Origin of the sequence: Hallerella porci (assembly GCF_003148885.1) — a bacterium.
Classification (GTDB): Bacteria; Fibrobacterota; Fibrobacteria; order Fibrobacterales; family Fibrobacteraceae; genus Hallerella; species Hallerella porci.
Map to the genome: position 1 here is coordinate 125,236 of NZ_QGHD01000001.1, position 22,311 is coordinate 147,546.

20 protein-coding genes and 1 tRNA gene are annotated in these 22,311 nt (G+C 46.0%); 12 read left to right on the forward strand and 9 right to left on the reverse strand.

The annotated features are described in order from the left end of the window. The first annotated feature begins 8 nt into the window (after positions 1-8). From B0H50_RS00510 to B0H50_RS00535, 6 genes are read left to right on the forward strand one after another with little or no spacing between them, the layout of a single operon-like run. The gene (locus B0H50_RS00510; protein WP_106197472.1) at positions 9-1,547 is read left to right on the forward strand and encodes a glycosyltransferase family 2 protein; all 1,539 of its coding nucleotides are present in this window, start codon (positions 9-11) and stop codon (positions 1,545-1,547) included. A gap of 52 nt (positions 1,548-1,599) precedes the next feature. Continuing rightward, positions 1,600-1,848, forward strand: a complete 249-nt coding sequence (locus B0H50_RS00515; RefSeq protein ID WP_233244441.1) for a Trm112 family protein — start codon at positions 1,600-1,602, stop codon at positions 1,846-1,848. 9 nt (positions 1,849-1,857) lie between these two features. Beyond that, complete coding sequence (locus tag B0H50_RS00520; RefSeq protein WP_109587066.1) at positions 1,858-4,533, forward strand: tetratricopeptide repeat protein; 2,676 nt, start codon at positions 1,858-1,860, stop codon at positions 4,531-4,533. Positions 4,534-4,551: 18 nt separating this feature from the next. After that, complete coding sequence (locus B0H50_RS00525) at positions 4,552-5,652, forward strand: type IV pilus twitching motility protein PilT (RefSeq protein WP_106197469.1); 1,101 nt, start codon at positions 4,552-4,554, stop codon at positions 5,650-5,652. 11 nt (positions 5,653-5,663) lie between these two features. Then, entirely contained in the window at positions 5,664-7,487 is a 1,824-nt protein-coding gene (gene nadE / locus B0H50_RS00530) for an NAD(+) synthase (protein WP_106197468.1), read from the forward strand. Continuing rightward, complete coding sequence (locus tag B0H50_RS00535; RefSeq protein ID WP_106197467.1) at positions 7,487-8,020, forward strand: DUF5662 family protein; 534 nt, start codon at positions 7,487-7,489, stop codon at positions 8,018-8,020. The genes nadE and B0H50_RS00535 overlap by 1 nt, the downstream gene beginning before the upstream one ends. Here the strand turns inward: B0H50_RS00535 and B0H50_RS00540 are convergent. The 8 genes from B0H50_RS00540 to thrC form a co-directional block, all read right to left on the reverse strand. Further along, positions 8,017-8,277, reverse strand: coding sequence for a hypothetical protein (locus B0H50_RS00540; RefSeq protein WP_109587067.1), 261 nt, complete (start codon positions 8,275-8,277; stop codon positions 8,017-8,019). The two genes, B0H50_RS00535 and B0H50_RS00540, sit on opposite strands and share 4 nt — an antisense overlap. Before the next feature lie 56 nt (positions 8,278-8,333). Then, on the reverse strand, positions 8,334-8,993 hold the full coding sequence (locus B0H50_RS00545) for a hypothetical protein (protein WP_109587068.1): 660 nt from the start codon (positions 8,991-8,993) through the stop codon (positions 8,334-8,336). A gap of 80 nt (positions 8,994-9,073) precedes the next feature. Next, positions 9,074-10,222, reverse strand: coding sequence for a carboxymuconolactone decarboxylase family protein (locus tag B0H50_RS00550; protein WP_199191844.1), 1,149 nt, complete (start codon positions 10,220-10,222; stop codon positions 9,074-9,076). A 117-nt stretch (positions 10,223-10,339) separates the two neighbouring features. After that, the gene (locus B0H50_RS00555; protein WP_106197464.1) at positions 10,340-10,570 is read right to left on the reverse strand and encodes a hypothetical protein; all 231 of its coding nucleotides are present in this window, start codon (positions 10,568-10,570) and stop codon (positions 10,340-10,342) included. Next, a complete protein-coding gene (locus tag B0H50_RS00560; protein WP_106197463.1) occupies positions 10,567-11,076 on the reverse strand; it encodes a DUF3990 domain-containing protein in 510 nt (169 codons plus the stop codon). Before B0H50_RS00560 ends, B0H50_RS00555 begins: the two co-directional genes overlap by 4 nt. Further along, positions 11,073-11,291, reverse strand: a complete 219-nt coding sequence (locus B0H50_RS00565; RefSeq protein WP_106197462.1) for a DUF3791 domain-containing protein — start codon at positions 11,289-11,291, stop codon at positions 11,073-11,075. The genes B0H50_RS00560 and B0H50_RS00565 overlap by 4 nt, the downstream gene beginning before the upstream one ends. Before the next feature lie 22 nt (positions 11,292-11,313). Continuing rightward, entirely contained in the window at positions 11,314-12,558 is a 1,245-nt protein-coding gene (locus tag B0H50_RS00570) for a nucleoside recognition domain-containing protein (RefSeq protein WP_106197461.1), read from the reverse strand. 3 nt (positions 12,559-12,561) lie between these two features. Further along, entirely contained in the window at positions 12,562-13,899 is a 1,338-nt protein-coding gene (gene thrC, locus B0H50_RS00575) for a threonine synthase (RefSeq protein ID WP_109587069.1), read from the reverse strand. A gap of 119 nt (positions 13,900-14,018) precedes the next feature. Between thrC and B0H50_RS00585 the strand changes: the two genes are divergently transcribed. From B0H50_RS00585 to B0H50_RS00600, 4 genes are read left to right on the forward strand one after another with little or no spacing between them, the layout of a single operon-like run. After that, on the forward strand, positions 14,019-15,467 hold the full coding sequence (locus B0H50_RS00585; RefSeq protein ID WP_146129104.1) for a hypothetical protein: 1,449 nt from the start codon (positions 14,019-14,021) through the stop codon (positions 15,465-15,467). Continuing rightward, positions 15,464-16,711 carry a hypothetical protein gene (locus tag B0H50_RS00590; protein ID WP_109587072.1) on the forward strand — a complete coding sequence of 416 codons (1,248 nt, stop codon included), beginning with the start codon at positions 15,464-15,466 and terminating at the stop codon, positions 16,709-16,711. Before B0H50_RS00585 ends, B0H50_RS00590 begins: the two co-directional genes overlap by 4 nt. A 21-nt stretch (positions 16,712-16,732) precedes the next feature. Continuing rightward, positions 16,733-17,968, forward strand: a complete 1,236-nt coding sequence (locus B0H50_RS00595; protein ID WP_106197457.1) for a DUF4912 domain-containing protein — start codon at positions 16,733-16,735, stop codon at positions 17,966-17,968. Positions 17,969-17,977: 9 nt separating this feature from the next. Further along, complete coding sequence (locus B0H50_RS00600) at positions 17,978-19,543, forward strand: glycoside hydrolase family 57 protein (RefSeq protein ID WP_109587073.1); 1,566 nt, start codon at positions 17,978-17,980, stop codon at positions 19,541-19,543. A 51-nt stretch (positions 19,544-19,594) separates the two neighbouring features. Here the strand turns inward: B0H50_RS00600 and nadB are convergent, their stop codons facing one another. Further along, on the reverse strand, positions 19,595-21,184 hold the full coding sequence (gene nadB / locus B0H50_RS00605; protein ID WP_106197455.1) for an L-aspartate oxidase: 1,590 nt from the start codon (positions 21,182-21,184) through the stop codon (positions 19,595-19,597). 135 nt (positions 21,185-21,319) lie between these two features. Between nadB and B0H50_RS00610 the strand changes: the two genes are divergently transcribed. Further along, positions 21,320-22,033, forward strand: a complete 714-nt coding sequence (locus tag B0H50_RS00610) for a DUF1573 domain-containing protein (RefSeq protein ID WP_106197454.1) — start codon at positions 21,320-21,322, stop codon at positions 22,031-22,033. Positions 22,034-22,117: 84 nt separating this feature from the next. Continuing rightward, positions 22,118-22,191: transfer RNA gene (locus tag B0H50_RS00615), tRNA-Pro, on the forward strand. Positions 22,192-22,311: the final 120 nt, after the last annotated feature.

Here is a 22,311-nt window from a genome sequence, read left to right on the forward strand (position 1 = left end):
GGAGCCGAATGACTGCGCCGTATTCTTGTTCTGTCATTATCGTCGCTTACAATTCCCGCGACTATATTCCGGCTTGTTTGGCTTCGGTTTCCGATGCACTCAAAAACATCGATTCCGAAATTATCGTTGTCGATAATGGTTCGCCGATTCCAATTCTTCCAGAACAGAAAAATGCATTTCCGCATGTGAAATGGATTGACAGCGCAGAAAATTTAGGCTTCGGCAAAGGCTGCAATCTCGCGGCAAAAAGCGCAACCAAAGAAGTTCTCTTCTTTGTAAATCCCGACACTGTCGTTTCGCGCGGAACTTTTGAACGCACTCTTTCTTACATGGCGTCTAAGCCCGATGCCGGGGCAGTCGGCTGTAAAATTTTAAATGGCGATGGAACATTGCAGTGGGCGTGCCGCCGTTCTTTCCCGTCGCCGTTTGCTGCGATTTGCAAAACGATTGGACTTTCTGCTTTATTTCCAAAAAGCAAAATTTTTGCGTCGTATAATATGACGTATTTGGATCCGGATGAAGAAACTGCGGTCGATGCGGTGAGCGGATCTTTTCTCGGCGTCAAGCGCGAAACCTTTGACAAGTTACACGGATTTGACGAAGACTTTTTCATGTACGGTGAAGACTTGGATATTTGCCTGCGGATAAAAAAGTTGGGCTTTAACAATTATTATTATCCGGGCACGAGCATTCTCCATTTCAAAGGTCAAAGCAGTAAAACGCGGCGATTCCGCACTTTCGTCGAATTTTACATGGCGATGCTCATCTTTGCAAAGAAGCATCACAATTACCATTTGCCGACATTTATCATCGCGATTGGAATTTTCTTTGCAGCGATCGTCGGCGTTTTTTCGAGACTCGTTCCGCAGTGGTGGAAAATGCTCGTCGATATTCTCGTCGCCGTTTTGTGCGGAGCGGTCTATTCTTGCTTTGCACCGATTTCTCTTCATCAAGTTGCAGCGCTTGCGCTCTTTACTTGGATGCCGATGGCGATAGCGGGCGATTACGTTTCCCCAAGACTCGAAGGCTTTCGATTATTCAAATTCTTATTGCCCGCAGCAGCGGTATCGCTCGTCGCAGAAATTTTTGCTTTGCGCGCCGATTGGACTTTAATTTATCCCGCGATTGCGATTGCTTTTGGCTGTGTATTTTGGCGAAGGCTTCTTTTTTGGCTCGGTTATTTTTACCAAATTTTTTCGGGCAAAGCAAAGCGTTCCATTTTACTCGGCGGGACGACGGATTCGATTGCGTGCTGGTTTGACCGCTATCATTTAAAACCGGGATTAAATATTTTAGGCTGCGTCACGAATCATCCCGAGTGTGTGACCGAAGAAAATCGCGAACATCTTCTCGGCGGAATGGAACAGTTGGCGGCGATTTGCAAAAGGACTGGTTCTCGGGAATTGCTCGTGCTTTCGGATGCGAATGGATTCCGCGAACAATTCGATGCGGCGCAGATAAAATCTCTCGGACTTTGTCCGAAACTGCTCATCGGAGCAGATAATAATACAAATTACGCTGTAGTGGACTTGAATTATTTTTATTGACTCCACCGCGTAAGAAAAAAGGCTATTTTTATTCGGTAAAAAAAGGTGAATTATGGATTCTGAAATGCTTTCGATTTTATGCACTCCCGATACCCGCAAGCCTCTTCGCGAAGCTTCGGAATCGGAGATTTCTCGTGTGAACGCAGAAATTTCTCAAGGAAAGCTGAAAACAGTTGGCGGAACCCTCCTTTCTGAACCGCTTGAAGATGCGCTTGTTTCCGAAGATGGAACAAAACTTTATCCGGTGAAAAACGGAATTCCTGTTCTTTTGACCGACGAAGCAATCGCCTTGTCGTTTTAGGGGTAAGATATGGCAGCAACGGTAGAATCACTCCGCAAGGCAATCGGCAAAAAGAAACAATCGATGGCTTTCGCTTGGCTCGCAGACCTTTTGTGCGACCGCGGCGAATTGGACGAAGCAAAAGAATGCGTTACATCGGGACTTGAAGCTTTCCCCGATAGCGTGGAAGGTCATTTGGTTCTTTCTAAAATTCTCGTCGCAAAAGAAGAATGGGATAGCGCCATTCAAGCTTGCGAATTTGTCCTGCTCCGCAATTCGTGTTGTCTGTCGGCTTTACGCCGAATGGGCGACGCTTATGCTGCAAAGGGCGACGCTCAGAATAGCAAACATTATTACTTGCTCCTCCGTAATTTGGATCCACTCGACCCGTTCTGGACGAGCGAAAATGCTCCGAACTTATTCGAAGAAACGCCGACGTCGGAATCTGCCGAACCGCTTTCTGCTGCAGAAGCGACCGCTGCCGATGTTTCTCTCGATGAATTGCTGAAAGATCAACCGCTCGATTTGCCGGATGAACCGCTTATCGAAAAGAGCCCCGAAACGATTGCTCCGCAAGCGGCTGCGCCGGTAGAATCAGCTCCTGCTCCCGCAGAAACGACTCCTGCAGAAAAAACTGCACCGCAAGCTTCGGAATCTTCGACGGATGAAGATGATCCGTTCGCCTCTTTCGCCACTCTCGCTTCGGCAGAGGATGAAAACGATGGCGAAGTTTCGTTCAACGATTTGGAAAGCAGCTTGAACAGTGCCATCGCGGGCTTTGCGCCGACGAATACGGACAAAGATGTTTTCCCTGCCGAAGAAATCGAAGGCAATGATATTTCGACTGCGCTCTCTGGCATTTTTGGTTCGACAGAAGTAAGCGAACCCGAGCCTGTAGCGAAAGAAGAACCGGCAGAAACTTTGAACATTCCGCCTGCCGAAGATAAACCGCAAACCCTTTCGGATGCGTTTGACGATATCTTTGGCGAAGATGAATTGCCCGAAGAATTTGTTCCGTCGAAGGCTGCAGAAAAACCAGCGGAAACTTCGCTCGATCTCCCTACAGAAGATTTGAAGCTTGACGAAACTTCTGCGCCTGCAGAAAATGTCGCGCCAATTTCGGAAGAAAAATCCGAAGCAAAATCGAAAGCGGAAAATTCCGCAGACGATGTTTTGAATTTGGATGAACCGGCGAGTGCTCAAGAATTGGACAAGTCGGTGACGAATTCGTTTGATAGTTTATTTGGCAGCGATTTGGACGATCTCCCTACAGAAGATTTGAAGCTTGACGAGGCGTCCGCGCCCGCAGAAAATGCCGCGCCAATTTCGGAAGAAAAATCCGAAGCAAAATCGAAAGCGGAAAATTCCGCAGACGATGTTTTGAATTTGGATGAACCGGCGAGTGCTCAAGAATTGGACAAGTCGGTGACGAATTCGTTTGATAGTTTATTTGGCAGCGATTTGGACGATCTCCCTACAGAAGATTTGAAGCTTGACGAGGCGTCCGCGCCCGCAGAAAATGCCGCGCCAATTTCGGAAGAAAAATCCGAAGCAAAATCGAAAGCGGAAAATTCCGCAGACGATGTTTTGAATTTGGATGAACCGGCGAGTGCTCAAGAATTGGACAAGTCGGTGACGAATTCATTTGACAGTTTATTCGGCAGCGATTCGGACGATTTCCCGACAGAAGATTTGAAGCTTGACGAGGCGTCCGCGCCCGCAGAAAATGCCGCGCCAATTTCGGAAGAAAAACCGGAAGAAAAATCCGAAGCAAAATCGGAAGCGGAAAATTCCGCAGACGATGTTTTGAATTTGGATGAACCGGCGAGTGCTCAAGAATTGGACAAGTCGGTGACGAATTCATTTGACAGTTTATTCGGCAGCGATTCGGACGATCTCCCGACGGAAGATTTGAAGCTTGACGAAACTTCTGCGCCCGCAGAAAATGTCGCGCCAATTTCGGAAGAAAAACCGGAAGAAAAATCGGAAGCGGAAAATTCCGCAGACGATGTTTTGAATTTGGATGAACCGGCGAGTGCTCAAGAATTGAACAAGTCGGTGACGAATTCGTTTGACAGTTTATTCGGCAGCGATTCGGACGATCTCCCGACGGAAGATTTGAAGCTTGACGAAACTTCTGCGCCCGCAGAAAATGTCGCGCCAATTTCGGAAGAAAAACCGGAAGAAAAATCGGAAGCGGAAAATTCCGCAGATGATGTTTTGAATTTGGATGAACCGGCGAGTGCTCAAGAATTGAACAAGTCGGTGACGAATTCGTTTGACAGTTTATTCGGCAGCGACTCGGACGATTTCCCGACAGAATATTTGAAGTTTAACGAAACTTCTGCGCCCGCGGAAAATGCCGTGCCAATTTCGAAAGAAAAACCGGAAGAAAAATCCGAAGCAAAAGCGGAACCAGAAAATTCCGCAGACGACGTTTTGAATTTGGATGAACCGGCTAGTGCTCAAGAATTAAACAAGTCGGTGACGAATTCGTTTGACAGTTTATTCGGCAGCGATTCGGACGATCTCCCGGAAGACCCGACGACGAGCACGCGGACTTTAGCCGAAATTTATTTTGAACAAGGCGTTTACGACGAAGCAGAAAAAATTTATCGGGATTTGATTCGCAAAGAACCCGAAGATGAATCTCTGCGGAGTCGTCTTGCCGAAATTGAAAAAATTCGCAACGAAAAAAATCCATAAGCTGAAACGGAGATTTCGATGGCCGCTATCAAAATTGAACAGCTTCTGCGTTTGATGGCGCAGAAGAAAGCTTCGGACTTGCATATTCGCGTAGGCGTTCCGCCGATTTATCGTATCAACGGAAAGTTGACGAAGGTCGTCGATGTGGCGATTGACGCGGCGACGATGGACGAATTTTTGATGGATATGATGAACCGCGATCAGATGAACCGGTTCGAAACCAATAAAGAATGCGACTTTGCTGTCGGTGCCCGCGAAATGGGACGTTTCCGTGTGAACGTTTTTCGTCAGCGCGGATCTTCGGCAATGGTAATCCGCCATATTAAAGCGTCCATTCCGAAATTTGAAGAATTGAATTTGCCGCCGGTCATTTTGGAACTCGCCGAACGGAAACGCGGACTTGTTCTCGTTACCGGAACAACGGGCTCGGGAAAATCGACTTGCTTGGCTTCGATGATCGACCATTTGAACGATACCGTCGCCGATAATATTATCACCGTCGAAGACCCGATTGAATATTTGCACAAAGATCGCACTTCCATTGTTTCGCAGCGCGAAATCGGCGTGGACACGAATTCTTATGCAAATGCATTACGCTCTGCGCTTCGTCAAGACCCCGATGTTCTCTTGGTCGGTGAAATTCGTGATTTGGAAACGATGCAAATTGCATTAACCGCAGCCGATACCGGTCACATGGTTTTTGCAACGATTCACACAACGAATGCGACCGAAACGATTGCCCGCGTTCTTTCGATGTATCCGCCGCATCAACACGATGAAGTGCGTCTTCTTCTCGGCGAATGTTTGGCGGGCATTGTAAGCCTTCGCCTTCTCCCGAAATCGGATGGCGCAGGACGCGTTCCCGCTTCGGAAATTATGATTAACACCGCAGCGATTCGCGAATACATTATCGATAAAAATAAAACGGGAATGATCGAACAAGCAATCGCCGAAGGTCACATGCAATATCACAGCCAGACTTTTGACCAAGCTTTGTTGGATTTGTATTCCAAAAAATTGATTACTTATGAAGTCGCATTGGGTGCAGCAACGAATCCGGATGACTTTGATTTGAAAGTCCGCGGCATCTCGGGAACTTCGGAACGCGGCTGGATGTAAGCAGAGAAATTATGAAAATCTACATTGCTCAAATGGAAGTGATTCCGGGAAATCCGGAAAAGAATTTTTCCGCCATTCAAAAATTTGTCGAAGAGGGAATTGCTGCAGGCGCAAAGCTTGTCATTTTCCCGGAAATGGCAGTTCCCGGTTATCTTCTCTCGGATTTGTGGGAAGAAAATTCTTTTGTAGAACGTTGCTTGCGCATCAATGAATCCATCTGCGAACTTTCCGAAAAAGTGGATATTCTTTTTGGCAGTGTCGCCAAGGAAAAAGAAAACGGTGAAAATGGCCGCGCTCTTTTGTATAACGCAGCCTTCTATGCGTCGCATGGAAATTTCAAAACGCTCATCGATTTCGGCGGCGTCAAGAAAAAATTCTTGCCCAAAACACTTTTGCCGAGTTACCGCGAATTTGAAGAACCGCGTTATTTTTCGGATTTACGAAAATTAGCGCAGACGATGAATGTGCCGGTTTCCGAAATTCTTTCGCCACTCGATTTGGGCGAATTTAAATTGGGCATTACCATTTGCGAAGACGGTTGGGATTCGTTATATAAAATTAAACCGTTTGAAATTTTGCAAAAGAAAATGCAGGCGGGCGATTTGCTCGTGAACATTTCGTGCTCGCCTTATACGCAAGGCAAAGACCGCGCACGCGACCGCGTTTTTGGAGCGCATGCGAAGAACGCAAAAATTCCGCTGCTCTATGTGAATGCCGTCGGCACGCAAAATAACGGCAAAAATATTTACGCATTCGAAGGCGATTCGAGCGTTTACGATGCCAAGGGAAAAAGCATTTTCTCGTTGCCGATTTTTGAAGAACACGGAAGTTTGGTCAATTTTGAAAATGGAATTGTTTCTGTTTCGGAAACGGAAGCGCCGCGGAAAACGGGAATTGCCGAAGTGCATCAAGCACTCGTTTATATGATTCGCAAAAATCTCGCACGCTTTGGCATTCGAAAAATTGTCATCGGCGCATCGGGCGGAATTGATAGCGCAGTGAGCGCAGTGCTCTATTCCGAAGCGATCGGACATGAAAATGTTTTCCTCGTAAATATGCCGACGCGTTTCAATTCGAATACGACGAAAAATGCGGCGAAAGATTTAGCGGAAAATCTCGGTTGCCCGTATATGGTGGCGCCGATTGAAACCGTTGCAAAAACTCTCTGCGAAAGTTTGGCTGCAGATTCGTTTGTGCGTAATAATGTAAAGATGGATGTCGTCGGCATTCATTACGAAAATTTGCAAGCGCGTTTGCGGAGTGCTGCGTTCCTTGCAACGATTGCGAGCGTCGTCGGCGCAGGCTTTACTTGCAACGGAAACAAGAGCGAAGTTTCTGTCGGTTACTGCACTTTATATGGCGATACTTCGGGAGTGATGTGCGCCCTCGGTGATTTGTGGAAAACGCAAGTTTACGAACTTGCCCGCGAAATTAACGCAGAGCGTGAAGTAATTCCGCAAGCATCGATTGATATTCCGGCGAGCGCAGAACTTTCGGATGCACAAAATGTCGACGAAGGAAAAGGCGACCCGATTATTTATCCGTATCACGATAAATTGTTCGCATTTTGGATGGAACGTTGGCAGCGTAACGGCATCGCTGATTCCGAAGAATTGCTCAGCAAAGGTTTTGAATTTTACTGCGCACAACTCGGCGTCGATTTGGAATTTTTCAAAACGAAATTCCGCACAAACGAAGATGTGATGGACGATATGCGCCGTTGGTGGCATCGTTACAAAGGAATCGCTTTGGCAAAACGCATTCAAATGCCGCCGATTCTTTCTGTTTCGCGTCGCGCGTTTGGATTTGATTATCGCGAATCGCAATTAGGATAATGCTTCATTTCTTGGGACATTTTTTGACAATCACAAAACACCGCCACGAAGTCATTCGACTTTGCTTTCGCGCGGGAATTGGATTTCAAGGATTGTTTCACGATTTGTCAAAGTATTCGCTGACGGAATTTTTACCGGGCGCAAAATTTTACACCGGAAAAGAATCGCCGAATAATGGCGAGCGTCGCAGTTACGGTTTTAGCCTTGCGTGGATGCATCACAAAGGCAGAAACAAACATCACTTTGAATATTGGTACGATTATGAAATGGCGACGAAAAAAATCGTTCCCGTTGATATGCCGGACCGTTATATCAAAGAAATGTTCTGCGATCGCATCGCAGCTTCGAAAACATACAACCGCGAAAATTATACACAAGATTCTCCGTTGCGCTATTTGTTGAATAGCACCGCCCAAGAAAAAATGACGGATACGACTTACCGCAAACTTTTGTTTTTACTGAAAATGCTCGCAGAAAAAGGCGAAGAGAAAACCTTCGCCTATTTGAAATCGCACAAAAATTTGGAATTTTAATTTTCGCTTTCCGCAGAATTTTCTGCTGCATTTTGTGGGTGCGCTTCTCCAAAAATATCTGCGCGCTTATACGGCTTTTCTAAACCGAGTACCGCATTTAAAGCGTCGACCACTTTTTGCTGCATTCTTTTGGAAATCGCCCGCGTTCCCATCCGCGCTTTTTGCACGGTTTTATGCGAAAGTTCTCCAGGGAAAATTTCAACGAGTGCGGTATTGCGCAACACATACTTTGTCATGATGGCGTCTAAAGGTGTCATAGAAAAATTTTAGAAAAGTGTTTTTTGAAAAAGCACGGCGTGTGCCGTGCCATGCTTTAATCTTCGTCGAGCGCTTCTTCGTTTACAATCCAGAATAATTCTGAAATTCTTTCTGCTTTGCAAATTCCGTCGTCGCAAGAATATTTTTCGCTGTAAGCGAGTGAATTGACATTAAAGCCTTCAAAAATTTCCCGCTGTTTTTCAACGGTGGAAAAAGTGTACTTCGGCGATGAATGAAAACGAAGTTCATTTGTGAGTAAAGTATTCTGCAGTGTATCAAGAATTTCTTTGCCATTTTTCGTATAAGGAAGAACCGCGTAGAGATCGACATGAATATTTAAATCTTCGTCGATTGCAGCAATTTCGGCGCTGTCTTTTAAGAGAACGCGGACTTGGGCGGCGTAGAGAATAGAGTCGGCATCCGAATTTAACGCAACCGTTTTCTTCCATTCGCCATCAAATTTTTCTTGGACAATTTTTCCGTTTTCATCGACATAGCGAATTTGAACTTCGCCCAATTTTTCCAAGTTTTCCATATTTTTTGTCGAAGCTTGATAACGCACTTCGTTTGCAAAAATTTTTTCGGCGGCACTCGAACTGCTGGGGGCATCGGGAAAATTTGGTTCGCTGCTAGAACTATCATCGCAAGCGGTAAAACAAAATGCAGCAAAAATCGCTGCGGCAGAAATTAAATTCTTTCTAGTCAAAAATTTCATAGTCATCTCCAACGAAAATTTTCTGCCGTAAATTTAGTTTTAAAAGAGAAGAGCGTTCTGCGCGCTCTTCTTTTCTTGGGCTATTTCAATTTTAAGTATTCGGCATCCGAAACTTCTTCGAGCCATTCGTTTGTGTGATTTTCTCCCGGAAGCGAAAGGGCGAGATGCGCAAACCAAGAATCTTTTGTGGCGCCATGCCAGTGCTTGACTTCGGGCGGAATATGGACGACGTCACCGGGGCGCAGTTTTTGCGCTGGCTTTCCCCATTCTTGATACCAGCCCGTGCCGCCGACGACGATTAAAATTTGTCCGCTTTGATGATGAATGTGCCAGTTGTTGCGACATCCCGGTTCAAAGGTGACATTGGAAATAGAAACTTCGTCGCGGTTGAGCGAAGCCAAGTAACTTTTCCCGATGAAATATTGGGCGTAAGCATCGTTGGAATTGCCCACGGCGAATGCAGAAATTTGCGCTTCACGAGGAATTGCGGGCTTTTCTTCTTCCGCCGGAATTTTTGTTTCTTTCTGTTCTTTTAAAACTTGAGCGAGAACTGCTTCGGCATTTTTCGCTTCTTTTTTGCCGACTTTTTTTGCAAAGATTTGAATTAAACCGCGCAATTTTTCTTCGGAATTTCCGATGGTGAGCGCACCGTGAATGTGGGCTTTTAATTGCGGATTCACATTGAAAAGAGCGGCGAGCATCGAAACGGTGGCGAGTTCGCGTTCTTCGACTTTTAAATTATTTCGCTGAATAATATCCGAGAAAAGATGCTCTTTTAAGAAAACATCGGTCGTCGTCGCGTAACCCATTTCGGTCGGGCGATTTTGTTTTGCGTTGTAGCCGAAAATTTTGTTGATTTGTTCGCGGCCGACAGCGTAGCGATTTTCGCTTGGAACTTTTTCGGGGGGAACGCCGAAAATCGTTTTCTTCTTTTTACTTTCGCGTTCTTGGACGACTGCGTTCAACACATTTTGCGCATTTAAACTTCGCGGAAATCCTGCGTAAGCGTAAAGCTGTAAAAAGACTTCGCCCGCTTCGTTTACGGTAAGTCCAGCGTCGAGCGATTCGTCGACTGCGGTTTTTAATTTTTCCAAATTGCCGTTTGCTGCAAAGGCGGCGATTTGAACAATGCCTTGTTCGCGCTCCGTGAGAGCGTTTTCGGCGGAAATTTTTGCTGTGGCAAAAGTGGTCATCATCAAGCTTCCTAAGAAGAGAAGGGGAGATTTCATGTTTACCTCAAAAGGATAAACTGAAAATAGAAAAGAATTAAAACTTGAAGTGAACTTTAAGAATTGTAAAATTTTGTAAACGTTTAGGCTCGGTGATAGGGAGCAGACACATTTCGCTTAAATTTCTTTTTGAATAATTTTTCCAAACTTCATTTCGTCGGCAAATAATTCATACAAATAATCAGAGCCTTCTAAATAGAGCCCGGTAGCATCATCTTGCAGTTTTTCAAAAAATTGAGAATTATAAAACAGATTCATCGCTTCATCATATTCGACGTTTTGATTTTCGCAGATTTTTTCAATGATATCTTGAGAGATAAATTCTATCAGCTGCTCTTTTTTACTCATTTTGAAATCCCGATTTTATTTAAAAGTTCTGCAGCTCTTTGGGTGTGAAATGAATATTGCGAAGAAGTTTCTTTATAAATCATTCCATTTAACAATGTTTGAAAGTCAATGAGTTCATTTTCAAATTGGCGAAATAAAAGAGCCATATTGTCATCGGCTACGGGACCAATAACAATATCGTATTTGCAGTCTTTATTACAGAGCAAATTTTGAATATCTTGAAAATTTTTATTTCGATTATTCATCACGAATGTTGCCCATTCTGCTGTAGTCTTTTTTCCAAAATTTTTTATAGAAAGAAAATTTTTTAATTGAAAATCATTTTCTATTTCATAGATATTTACAATCGGTATTCCACCATAAATTTTGGCAACTCGATTAGCCATTTTGAATGCTTGCTCTTTGATATCTGTTAGATAAAATCCTTTTCCAAAATCTTTATAAGGCTTACATTTTGTGAGGTCAATATTGATTATATCAGTGTTGCTTCCATGATATAAAATCATAATTTCCCTCCATGACGACGACAGAAAATGGATAAATCTTCTACAACATTTTCAATGGATAAAGTGTGTTCAATTTCATAATTTTCTTTAAGAAATTTGATTCCTTTGAATTGAAATAAATATTGAAATGCTTCTTTTGTTTTTAATTGGAAAGTTTTTGCAAAATCATTAACACAGGCAATAGCAAATGCAATTTCATTTTTTTGATTCATCATATTACCATATTAAATTTCAACTTTAATTCGGGGGAAAGAAAATGTAGGCGATTGCGATTGCGGCGATAATGCCGACGAAGTCTGCGATGAGGGCGCAAGTGACGGCGTGGCGAGTTTTGCGAACGCCGACGGAGCCAAAGTAAACGGCGATAATGTAGAAGGTTGTGTCGGCAGCACCTTGGAAAATGCTGCTTAAACGACCGGGGAAACTATCGGGACCGAAAGTTTTCATCGTATCGATCATCATGCCGCGGGCACCGCTTCCGCTGAGAGGTTTCATAATCGCAGTCGGGAGAGCGGGAACGATATCGTTTCCGATGCCGAAAAGTCCGAGAAGATGCGAAACTCCGCTCAATACTAAATCCATCGCACCGCTTGCGCGGAAAACGGCAACGCCGACGAGAATTGCGACCAAGTAGGGAATGACCATGACCGCGGTTTGAAATCCTTCTTTTGCGCCTTCGACGAATGCTTCATATGCGCGCACTTTTTTGTAAACGGCAAGTCCTAAAAAAGAAATAATCACGGCGAAGAGAATGAAACCGCTGATGAAAAGGCTCGTTGTGCCGAGAGCTTCGGCGGATAAATGGCTAAAGTAAGCGAGAGTTGCGATAACAACAGCAGAAAGTCCGCCGAGCCATAAAAGGGTTACGGGATCTTTGAGTTTAATTTTTTGAAAAAAGCTAATTGCGATAATGCCTGCGATGGTGCTGAAAAATGTGGCGAGTAAAAGCGGCAGAAAAACATCCGAAGGATTGGCGGCTCCCATTTGGGCGCGGTAAGTCATAATGCTTACAGGAATAAGGGTAAGACCGCTTGCGTTCAAAACGAGAAAGAGAATTTGCGAATCGCTTGCGACTTCTTTGTCGGCGTTAGGATTGAGCTCTTGCAGTTGCTTCATCGCTTTGAGCCCCATCGGCGTTGCAGCGTTATCGAGCCCGAGCATATTTGCGCTCAAGTTCATGAGCATTGTCCCGACGACGGGATGACCCTTTGGAATTTCGGGAAAGAGCCGAGAGAAAAGAGGCTGCACAATTTTTGCGAGAATTTGTACAGCGCCAGCTTTCTCTCCGATTTTTAAAATCCCGAGCCACAAGCTTAAAACGCCTGTGAGCCCGAGAGCGATTTCGAACGCCGTCTTGGACATATCAAATGCAGCGAGAATTGTCGTGTTGAAAATTCCCGTATTTCCGAGCGCAAGCCATTGGACAACGCAGCCAATAAATGCACCGAAAAAGAAGAGTATCCAAATGACGTTCAAAACCATTGTTTAGCGTCTCCGTGCTGCCATTTCTTTTTTCAAAATGTCCATCACAGGTCCGATTTCTGCGGGCGCTTCGAAAATCGGGTTCGCATATTGCGAAACGATGCCTTCGAGTTCTTTCTTGTGATAGGCGACTTTGAATTCGGTAAATTTCAAACCGTGCGCTGTGCTGATGACGACGACTTCTTCATCTTTGTCAATCGTTCCGTTTGCGCAGAGTTTTAAGAGAGCACCGAGAGCGACGCCGGTATGCGGGCAAGCGTAAAGACCGACTTTGTCGCCGCGTTCTGCTGCGTTTGCGAGTTCATCTTCGGAAACATCGACGACGACGCCGTTATAATTTTTGATGGCGCGTTCTGCTTTCGGATAGCTCACCGGATTGCCGATTTGAATAGCGCTTGCGAGAGTCTTCTTCGCTTGAACGGGAACGAGTTTATCAAATCCGCGTTTGTAAGCTTGGTAGAACGGGTTGGCGTTTTCGGCTTGAGCCAAAACGATGCGCGGCTTTTTGTCAATAAGTCCCATTGCGAGGCAATCGTCAAATCCTTTGGCGAGAGCGCTGACATTTCCCAAATTGCCGCCGGGGATGATAATGGTATCGGGCACGCGCCAGCCGAGTTCTTGGCAAATTTCTGGAGAAATTGTTTTTTGACCTTCGACGCGGAGGCTGTTCATCGAGTTCGCCAAATAAATGCGATTGTCGGCGGTGACTTGTTGCACAATTTTCATGCAGCCGTCAAAGTCGGTATCGAGAGCGAGAACAATGCTGCCGTTAGAAATCGGCTGAATTAACTGGGCGACGCTCGTCTTTCCGCGGGGAAGAAATACGATGCTCGGAATGCCAGCTTTTGCGGTGAATGCCGAAAGCGCAGCCGATGTGTCGCCGGTACTTGCGCAAGCGACGGCGTCAATTTGTTTGCCGCGTTTAATCATCGAATTTACTTGGCTTACGAGCACGGTCATGCCGAGATCTTTAAAGCTTCCGGTGTGCGAGTTTCCGCAGAGTTTTACCCAAAGTTTTTTGAGTCCGATTTCTTTGGCGAGAGCGCTTGCGTCAAAAAGCGGACTAAAACCTTCGCGGAGGGTGACGATATCTTCTTCGGGAATTTCGGGAAGAACCATTTCGCGCTTGCTCCAAACGCCGCTCATATCGGCAGGCTTAAAGCTCATGCGGCGTTCTGCAAAAAGCTTTTTCCATTCTTCGGGAGAACGTTCTGCGAGCGCTTCGCGGTCGTGGTGCACTTCCAAAAGGCTGCCATCGACTTTGCTGCGATAAATGACTTCGTCCAGCGGATACGTATCGTTTCCGTTAATGTTTTGAAAACAAGCGTGGAAAGGCTTCATAAATGACCTCAAAAATTTTTCCCCAAGTATAGTTATTTAGGCGAAAGCCGACAAAGGTCGCGGCGCGATTTATCCGTTTTTGTATATTTGCAGCGTTGTTTCCTTTTTTCGGAGTTTCCGTGAAGAAATTCATCTCGCTGATTTTTTTCGCCATCTTGCCGATGCTGCTTTTGGCATCTTGCATTTTTGATTCGGATGGCGACGCGTTGGTTTCTTGGCTCGATGACCAAGGTTTTCCGTCGAATTATTTGGTGCAAACGGTTGAAATCGATGGCATTTCGCCAGAGTCCTACCAAGTGGGCTTTGACAGTACGCCGCGCATCAATTATTACCAAGGCGTTGCGGGCGAAGTCAACGGCATGACGCATGAATGGGTGTTAGATTTCGGCTTCCGCGATAAAAGTTTCTTCGCTTCTTTCCGCGCGGACAGTGCGAAAAAATTCCGCTCCGCATTTCTTGCGCTTTATCCCGATTCGGATTTTTATGCGCAAGCAAAATTCAAAAAAGATTCTCTCCCTCTCAAGGAATCGCTCAAAGTTCGCTTCTCGTGGATTTTAGAAACCGGCTACGGTTCTTCGTTCGTCGATAGCATTGGCGATACCAAAGATTCATTATGGCGAGTGGGACTTCGCAAAGCATTTGCCAAAGCCGATTCTGCGGACACGACTTATTCGCTCAAAATGTCTTCTCTCAATACCGCTTTCCGCATCGACTTGCCTTCGGCATTTTATGAAAAACTCACGAAGGTCAAAGATGCAGCGCGTTTACAACTCAAAATTTCTTTCCCCGGAGCGAAAAGGCTTTATCGCTTCTACGGTCCTGGCGCCGAAGTGGTCCCGTTCTTACGGGTGAAGTCGTATTCGCGGACAACAATCGTGGGCGAAGATACGATTACTCGTGACACCTATAAAAATATTTGGGCGTTCCGTGCAGCGATTATCAGCACATCCAAAGAAGAATGTTCCGGTTGCGTCATCTTGCACGGCGGCGTTTTGGAATCGCTTTTAGTTGAACTTCCGAGCGAAAAAATTCTCGAAGCGTTGAGCGATTTCTACGGCGATAAATTCCCTTATACCGAAGGCGATAGCAATGATGTGCGTCAAGCGGTTGTGATGGCGCAGCTCACGATGCCGCGCAGTTCTTCGAAAGAAGGCTCTGAACTCGGAATGCCTGTCCAAGTGGTCGCCGCAACATTCGTCGATTCCAATGGAACCGATATGGAAGCTTCTGAAGTTTATAAGCTCAACAAAGAATTGATTAAAAAGAATGGTCATCCGAATTTGGTCTTTATGAAAGGCGATTCGTTAGGCCTTCAAATCACACAAGGAATGCGTTCTTTCATTAACCGAGCAGGAAAGGGCGCTAAGATGAAAGTTATCCTTCGTATGGGCTATTCGATGCTTGCTCCATATGATACGCTTTACTACGATCACATCACCGACAAGGGCGATTCCGTGTGCATTTTCATGGATTATCCAACTTACTCGCGTTACGATTTCTCGGACTATATCAGCCAGCCGATGAATTTGAAAATTTGGCTTGCGACAAAGCGAGGAGATGACGAATGATGCGCCGACTTTTCTTGCTGATTCTTTTGGGCTTCGCTGCTGTAAATGCAGCGTCGATGATCGGTTTGGAAGCGCTTGGAAAACCGACGGAAGGTGCTTCGGCGATTACGATGGGCCGCGGTTATTCGGGTGGTGCTAAAGCGGGAAGCGGCTACGTGGATTGGAACCCTGCGTCCATCGCCTTTGAAGATTACACTTCATTTAATGCGACGATTGCTTTTGAAGGAAATGTAGCGGCGAGTCACGGACAATCGTATGCGACGACCACTTTGGAAATTCCTTCGCTTTCGTTCTTGTTTGCGCTTCACAAATTCGGCGCACTTTCTCTTGCGCTTTCCGAAAAGTATTCGTCGAATTTAGACGAAAGCGTGAGCGATTCTTCGAATACGAAACTCGCAGACATTAAGTACAAAGGAAACGTCTACGAAATCATTCCCGCTTATGCTGTGCGTCTGCCATTCTTCCGCAAAATTTCTCTCGGTTTTGCGGCGCACTTTGTGATGGGCTCCGCCTCGCGTGAATTGACTTTGGGCGCAGACAATAGTCAAGTTTCCAAGAACGATTCTTGGGCAACGAATAATTCGGAACTCACGGAAACCGCAGAAGGCTCGTGGAAAATCAAAGATCATCCGGCGTATTATACCGCAGCATTGCATTACAAAGGTCGATTCGTTTCGTATTACTTCTCTTATACGACGGGTTACACTTTGAAAAATTCGCTCGAATACAATTTGGAATTTAGTCAAATCGATACTCTCGCACCGACAAAACTCAAACGGCAAATCGATGTGCCCGCAGCGATGGCAACCGGTATCGCTTTCCGCTTGAAAAAACGTCATCATTTTATGCTCGACTTTAAACTCCGCGGTTGGGACTGCGACATTCGCAACATCGGCGGCAGCTGGAATCTTAAAGATTCGACCGATACGCAAAATGAATTTTTGGTGGGTCTCGGTTACGAACGCTCGGGCTCCACGGACTATTTTAAAAAATACTTGCAGAGAATGGATTTCCGTCTAGGCGGTTGGTTTAGAAATTATTACATTTCCGACGTGAGAGAATTCGGAGGTTCAATCGGTGCCGGATTCCCGCTGGGTCGTCGCAGCACGAAAGTGGATGTCGCGATTCAGGGCGGTTTACGTCAGTCCGATGCGGACGCCATTTGGGATGAAAAATTCTTTGGCGTGGCAATCGGTTTAACCGGCGTAGGCAACTGGGGTAACAAACCGAAGACGGTGCACTAAGCGCACTAAAGGAGTGTAGATATGGACTCGAAAAAGAAAGCTTCTGCTAAGGCAAAGGTCGAAAAGCTGAAGGCGATTTCGCAGAAAGCGGAATCCAAAGTAGCGGAATTAAAAAACGCTTCGAGCAAAGCAAAGACCAAGGTAAAGACCAAGGTTGAAGAAATCAAGAAGACTGTGGCGAAGAATGCTGCAGTCAAGTCCAGCGCACTGAAGAAAACGGTCGCATCGAAGGTTTCATCGGCGGCAGAAAAAGTGGAAAAGTCTGTTTCGAAAGTCGCAGCGAAAGCAAAAGCCGCAGAAAAAGTCGTCGAAAAGGCTGCGGTGAAAGCGGAAAAATCTTCGGAAAAAGCCGTTGAAAAAGTCGTCGCAAAGGCACAGAAAGCAGCAAAGCCTGCAACGAAAACGGCGAAAGTTGTGAAAGCCGCGAAGGCAGAAAAATCGGCCGAAGAACTTTCTCCGGAATATCTCGCATTAATGCAGCGCGATCCGAACTTCCTCCACGCATTCTGGGATGTGAAAAAAGAACATCTCGAAAAGACGCTGGAAGATGGCGACGTTTTAGTACTTCGTTTGTATGATGTTTCGTCGGACTTGACCGTCCGCAAAAACAAGAAGCGTAAATTCGAAGAAAAATTCCGCGAAATTGAAGTGCCCGCCGATGCAAAAAGTTGGTACGTGCAAAACCGCGAAGCGGTTTCTTTCCGCGCAACTCTCGGCGCAAAAACGCAAGCCGGTGAATTTAAGCCTCTCGTCGAAGCGCCTGCGATGCAGGTCTTCAGCTACGATGCGGTGAAAAATTCGGCGAAGAATTCCGATAGCGTTTTCTTCAAAGCATCTCTCGGCAGTGCCGGAATCGGTGGCTTTGGAAGCTCGGGTCTTTCGAGTCAAACTGTAGCGTCTTGGCTTGAACATCTCGCGAGTTCTTCGGAATCTTTCTTCTCGGGTTCGATTTCGAGCGGTTCCATTCTTTCTTCGGGCGAACTTGCGAAGCAAGCGTTGCAACCGAGTCCGGATACCGTCAATTACGGAAAGGATTTCTTCCTCTGGGTCAAGACTCGTTTAATCGTTTACGGTGGAACTCGTCCGGATGCGCATTTACAAGTCCGCGGCGAACCGTTCCCGCTCAACCCCGATGGAACATTCTCCTTCGAACAAGATTTGCCGGATTCGACGCAGATTATTCCTGTTTTCGCAACCGATAAAGACGGCGATTTCCCGACGACGATTGTACCTATCGTTGTGAAACGCACCGAGTAAAATTGATCGATGTCCGCTGATTGTCATGGACAGTTGTATCTGCTATTGCACGCGCATTTGCCGTTTGTGCGTAGTCCAAGATATGACCGTTTTCTCGAAGAAAACTGGCTTTTTGAAGCGTTGACCGAAACGTATTTGCCGCTCGTGCAAACCCTTTCTCGCTTAGCGGAAAAGGGCGTGCCGGGGACTCTCAATTTGAGCGTTTCGCCACCGCTTCTCGCCATGCTTTCGGACGAACTTTTGCTTTCGCGTTATTCTCGGCATTTGCAAAAATTGCAGGAACTCGCAAGCAAAGAACTCAATCGGCTGAAGGATGATTCGGCTCGGTTACCGATTGCAAAATTTTACGCAGCCCGCATCTTAGAACTTTCGGAGTTATGGGAAAATCGGCTGCATCGCGATATTTTATCCGAATTTGCTTCTCTAGAACGGCGCGGAAAATTGGCGCTTTTAACGTGTGTGGGAACGCATCCGTTTTTGCCGGCGTATCAAGCAGAACCCGAAAGCATTCGGATGCAATTACGCTTAACCGTCGAAGCATTTGAACACGCTTTTGGAAAAGCGCCGCGGGGAGTTTGGCTCCCAGAATGCGGATTTTTTGATGGATTAGACAAATATCTTGCAGAGCAAAATTTTGAGTATTTCTTTATGGAAACTCACGGTGTTTTGCTCGCTGATCCCGCTCCGAAATATGGTGTCTTTGCGCCGATGAAAACGCCTTCGGGACTTTTGGTTTTAGGACGTGAACAAACGAGCTCTGTCGAAGTGTGGAGCCGTCAACGCGGTTACCCAGGACATCCGGAATATCGCGAATTTTACAAAGACATTGCGAAAGAACTTCCGCGGGAGTATCTCGGCGAATACTTCTTTGCCGGCGAAACTCCTATCGATACGGGATTTAAATATTACCGCATTACCGGTGGGGAAGAAAAGGAATTGTATCGTCCGTGGCAAGCGATGAATCTCGCCCGCGAACATGCGCGCCTTTTCATTGCGAATCGAGAAGCGTTAATGGCAGAACTCGGCCCGCAGATGACTTCGCACCGTCCTTGCGTTCTTTGTCCCTACGACGCAGAACTTTTTGGCCATTGGTGGTTTGAAGGTCCGCAATTTATCGAATCGCTTTTTGAAAGCGCCGCTTCGTCGCAGATTTTGCAGCTCGCTTCGGTGAATGAAATGCAAGAAGATTCCGAAGAGTGTGAACCGCATCGCCCGATTTTCTCTTCTTGGGGCGAAAATGGATTTGCTTCGGTCTGGGTAAATCCGCAAGTGGAATTTGTCTATCCGAAATTCTTCAAAATGTTTGCGATTTTTAAGCAGTTCAAAAATTCCGCACAAACGGAAAAGCAGAAGAAAATTTTAGCGCAAATGGAACGCGAACTTGTGCTTTTCCAAGCTTCGGACTGGGCGTTTATGATTCACAATCATTCGGCGGATGGCTACGCTGAAAAGCGCCTTGCAGAGCATGAACGCGACTTTATGAAATTAGCCGCGATGTTCCGCGGAGAATTTGAAGACGATAAATTATTGCAAGAAATTATGTTCCGCGATAATATTTTCCCGTGGATTCAATAACGCAAATTTTGAATGAATTAAGAAAACGCAGTGCTTTTGCACTGCGTTTTCTTAATTTTCTTCGAGAGGATATTTGAGGAAAATGCTGTGATGCACGATTTTCGGCGAAAGATTGGGGTAGTCGAGAATCGATTGCAAACCGCGGGATTCTTTGCGGGCGAGAGCGCTTTTCACAATTAAAATGCTGCTTTCGACGGCGTTGCGGAATTCCAAAAGGGCGACGGTTTTTGGCGTCTTCTTTTTCATTTCGGTTTCGACTTCGGAGTTGAATTTGCGAAGCTCTTCGAGGCCTTCGTTTAATCCGGCGACCGAGCGGACGATGCCGCATTTTTCCCACATGAGCTTTTTCGCTTCGAGGGTGCGCTTTTTCCAATGATCGCCACCTTTCATCAAAATTTTTTCTGCCGGAATTTTCGGCGTGCGGAATGTCTTTTTGAGAATTCCTGTTTTCTCCATATTTTCGACAGCGCGAAGTGCAAAGACAACGCTTTCCAAAAGGGAATTGGAAGCGAGACGGTTTGCGCCGTGAACGCCTGTGGCGGCGACTTCACCCGAAGCGTAAAGCCCTTCGAGTTTTGTGCGCGACCAAGTATCGACGAGAACGCCTCCGCACATATAATGTGCTGCGGGCACGACTGGAATCCATTCCTTTGTCATGTCAACGCCAGCCGAAAGGCACTTCGCATAAATATGCGGGAAATGCGTCTTGGTATCTTTCGGATTGTGTGCGGTGACATCGAGGAACATGCAAGGTTCGCCGGTGCGTTTCATCTCACGGTGAATGGCGCGGGCGACGATATCGCGCGGAGCCAAAGAACGCAGCGGGTGAACGCCGTTCATAAATTCTTTGCCGTCTTTGTTTTTGAGAATGCCGCCAAAACCGCGGACCGCTTCCGAGATGAGGAAAGATTTTTTGAGGCTCGGCGCATAAAGCGATGTCGGATGGAATTGCATAAATTCCACATCTTGAATCGCAGCACCGGCGCGGGCTGCAATCGCAATGCCATCGCCACAAGCATCGGCGGGATCGATGGTGTGCAGCCAAAGACGTCCAGCACCACCAGTAGCCATCAGCGTTACCTTGGCAAAAATCGCTTCGGTTTCACCCGTTTGCTGATGAATGACTTTTGCCCCGAGAACGCGGTTGCGTTCTTTGTTCAAAATCAAATCTTCGATGAGCGCATTTTCGAGGAAAGTGATATTTTCAAATTCGTGCAATTTGGCGAGAAGCGCCCGCATAATTTCTTTGCCGGTCAAATCCGCTGCGTGTAAAATGCGACGATGACTATGCCCGCCTTCCAAATGCAAATCAAAACGGATGTTCGCATCGTTCGCTTCGGCGGGAGTAAATTTAACTCCCCATTTGACGAGCTGCGCAATCGTATCCGGTCCGTTTTCGACGAGAATTTTTACCGCATTTTTTTTGCAAAGGCCAGCGCCTGCTTCGCAGGTATCTTCTTCGTGAAGCTTAAAAGAATCCTTCGGATCGGTGACGGAACAAATGCCGCCTTGCGCGTAATTTGAAGAACCGTCCGGTTTTGCTCCCTTGGTCAAAATTAGAACAGAATGTCCGTGTTCTGCAGCTTTAATGGCTGCGCTTAAGCCGGAAATGCCGGCGCCGAGAATCAAAATATCGTACACGATAGCCTCTGCGAAGAGTTGTTGAAGGCGAGTATATTATAGAAAATTTAACGGAATGCGGTGAAAAATTTTCTTTAGAAACGCAGCTTTTTGTGCTGTATTTTCTACTTTAATCGCAAACGATGGAATGAAAAAATGAAAAAATTTTTTGCTTGGATTTTTCTCTTTTCGGCGGTGGCATTTGCCGATGACGTCATTCAATTTGCAACGGATCCGTATGAACTCGGCGAAATTCCGCAGGGCGAAACGCGCCACGTTAAACTCGGCGGCGCGAATGTTTCGAATCGTCCGATTCAAATCGAAACCGTTCTTTGTCAAGGCGTGGGCTGCTCCAATTTTCAATACACAAAAGAGGCAAAGCCCCGCGAACCCGTGAATGTTGAATTTGATTTTTCAACAGCGAATCTCGAAGGCAAAATGGCGAATATGGTTGTCATCGTCGATAGCGACGGCAAACCGCATCCGATTACATTGCAAGGAACGGTCGTTGCGCCATTCATCTTTAGCGAAAAAATGTTTGACGCGGGCTATTATTCTTCGGGCGAAAAACGCGAATGGACATTTTATGTGTGGAGCGCAGACCAAAAAACGCGCCCCGATTTGACTCTTCCGCAAGAATTTACGAAAGAATTTTCGGTGCAAATCAAAAATGTTTCGTTGAATGTGAAAAATTTTGATGCGATTCAAGAAGGCGGGAAAATTCCGGGGCAAAAAATTACTTTGAAAACGGCAGGCCTTTTCCGCGACCCGAAAATGAAGCAGAAAAGCCTTTCGAAAATCGTTTCTTTTTCGAGCAAATTGCATCCGAAGGCGACTCCCGAAGTCTTAATCATCGGTTATTGGAAATGAAATTGAACGATTTTTGCTTTCCCCTTGCAAAAATGGAAACTTTAATGTAAATTTGGAGCGCCTGCAAATGGGCAAAAAAATTTGCGGGCTGTAGCTCAGTCTGGTAGAGCGCTTGAATGGGGTTCAAGAGGTCGTTGGTTCGAATCCAATCAGCCCGAGAAAAAAGCATCGCAAATCGCGGTGCTTTTTTTGTGGAAAAATTTTGCAAAGAAAGTGGGGAAGTAGAACGGAAAATTTTAAAAAGAAAAAAGCGAACGCGGCGCGTTCGCTTTTCAAAA

What these genes read in the sequence shown, in the direction of transcription:
- B0H50_RS00510 (WP_106197472.1), top strand. Translation starts at nt 9, where the DNA reads ATGACTGCGCCGTATTCTTGTTCTGTCATTATCGTCGCTTACAATTCC.
- B0H50_RS00515 (WP_233244441.1), top strand. Translation starts at nt 1,600, where the DNA reads ATGGATTCTGAAATGCTTTCGATTTTATGCACTCCCGATACCCGCAAG.
- B0H50_RS00520 (WP_109587066.1), top strand. Translation starts at nt 1,858, where the DNA reads ATGGCAGCAACGGTAGAATCACTCCGCAAGGCAATCGGCAAAAAGAAA.
- B0H50_RS00525 (WP_106197469.1), top strand. Translation starts at nt 4,552, where the DNA reads ATGGCCGCTATCAAAATTGAACAGCTTCTGCGTTTGATGGCGCAGAAG.
- nadE (WP_106197468.1), top strand. Translation starts at nt 5,664, where the DNA reads ATGAAAATCTACATTGCTCAAATGGAAGTGATTCCGGGAAATCCGGAA.
- B0H50_RS00535 (WP_106197467.1), top strand. Translation starts at nt 7,487, where the DNA reads ATGCTTCATTTCTTGGGACATTTTTTGACAATCACAAAACACCGCCAC.
- B0H50_RS00540 (WP_109587067.1), bottom strand. Translation starts at nt 8,277, where the DNA reads ATGACACCTTTAGACGCCATCATGACAAAGTATGTGTTGCGCAATACC.
- B0H50_RS00545 (WP_109587068.1), bottom strand. Translation starts at nt 8,993, where the DNA reads ATGAAATTTTTGACTAGAAAGAATTTAATTTCTGCCGCAGCGATTTTT.
- B0H50_RS00550 (WP_199191844.1), bottom strand. Translation starts at nt 10,222, where the DNA reads ATGAAATCTCCCCTTCTCTTCTTAGGAAGCTTGATGATGACCACTTTT.
- B0H50_RS00555 (WP_106197464.1), bottom strand. Translation starts at nt 10,570, where the DNA reads ATGAGTAAAAAAGAGCAGCTGATAGAATTTATCTCTCAAGATATCATT.
- B0H50_RS00560 (WP_106197463.1), bottom strand. Translation starts at nt 11,076, where the DNA reads ATGATTTTATATCATGGAAGCAACACTGATATAATCAATATTGACCTC.
- B0H50_RS00565 (WP_106197462.1), bottom strand. Translation starts at nt 11,291, where the DNA reads ATGATGAATCAAAAAAATGAAATTGCATTTGCTATTGCCTGTGTTAAT.
- B0H50_RS00570 (WP_106197461.1), bottom strand. Translation starts at nt 12,558, where the DNA reads ATGGTTTTGAACGTCATTTGGATACTCTTCTTTTTCGGTGCATTTATT.
- thrC (WP_109587069.1), bottom strand. Translation starts at nt 13,899, where the DNA reads ATGAAGCCTTTCCACGCTTGTTTTCAAAACATTAACGGAAACGATACG.
- B0H50_RS00590 (WP_109587072.1), top strand. Translation starts at nt 15,464, where the DNA reads ATGATGCGCCGACTTTTCTTGCTGATTCTTTTGGGCTTCGCTGCTGTA.
- B0H50_RS00595 (WP_106197457.1), top strand. Translation starts at nt 16,733, where the DNA reads ATGGACTCGAAAAAGAAAGCTTCTGCTAAGGCAAAGGTCGAAAAGCTG.
- B0H50_RS00600 (WP_109587073.1), top strand. Translation starts at nt 17,978, where the DNA reads ATGTCCGCTGATTGTCATGGACAGTTGTATCTGCTATTGCACGCGCAT.
- B0H50_RS00610 (WP_106197454.1), top strand. Translation starts at nt 21,320, where the DNA reads ATGAAAAAATTTTTTGCTTGGATTTTTCTCTTTTCGGCGGTGGCATTT.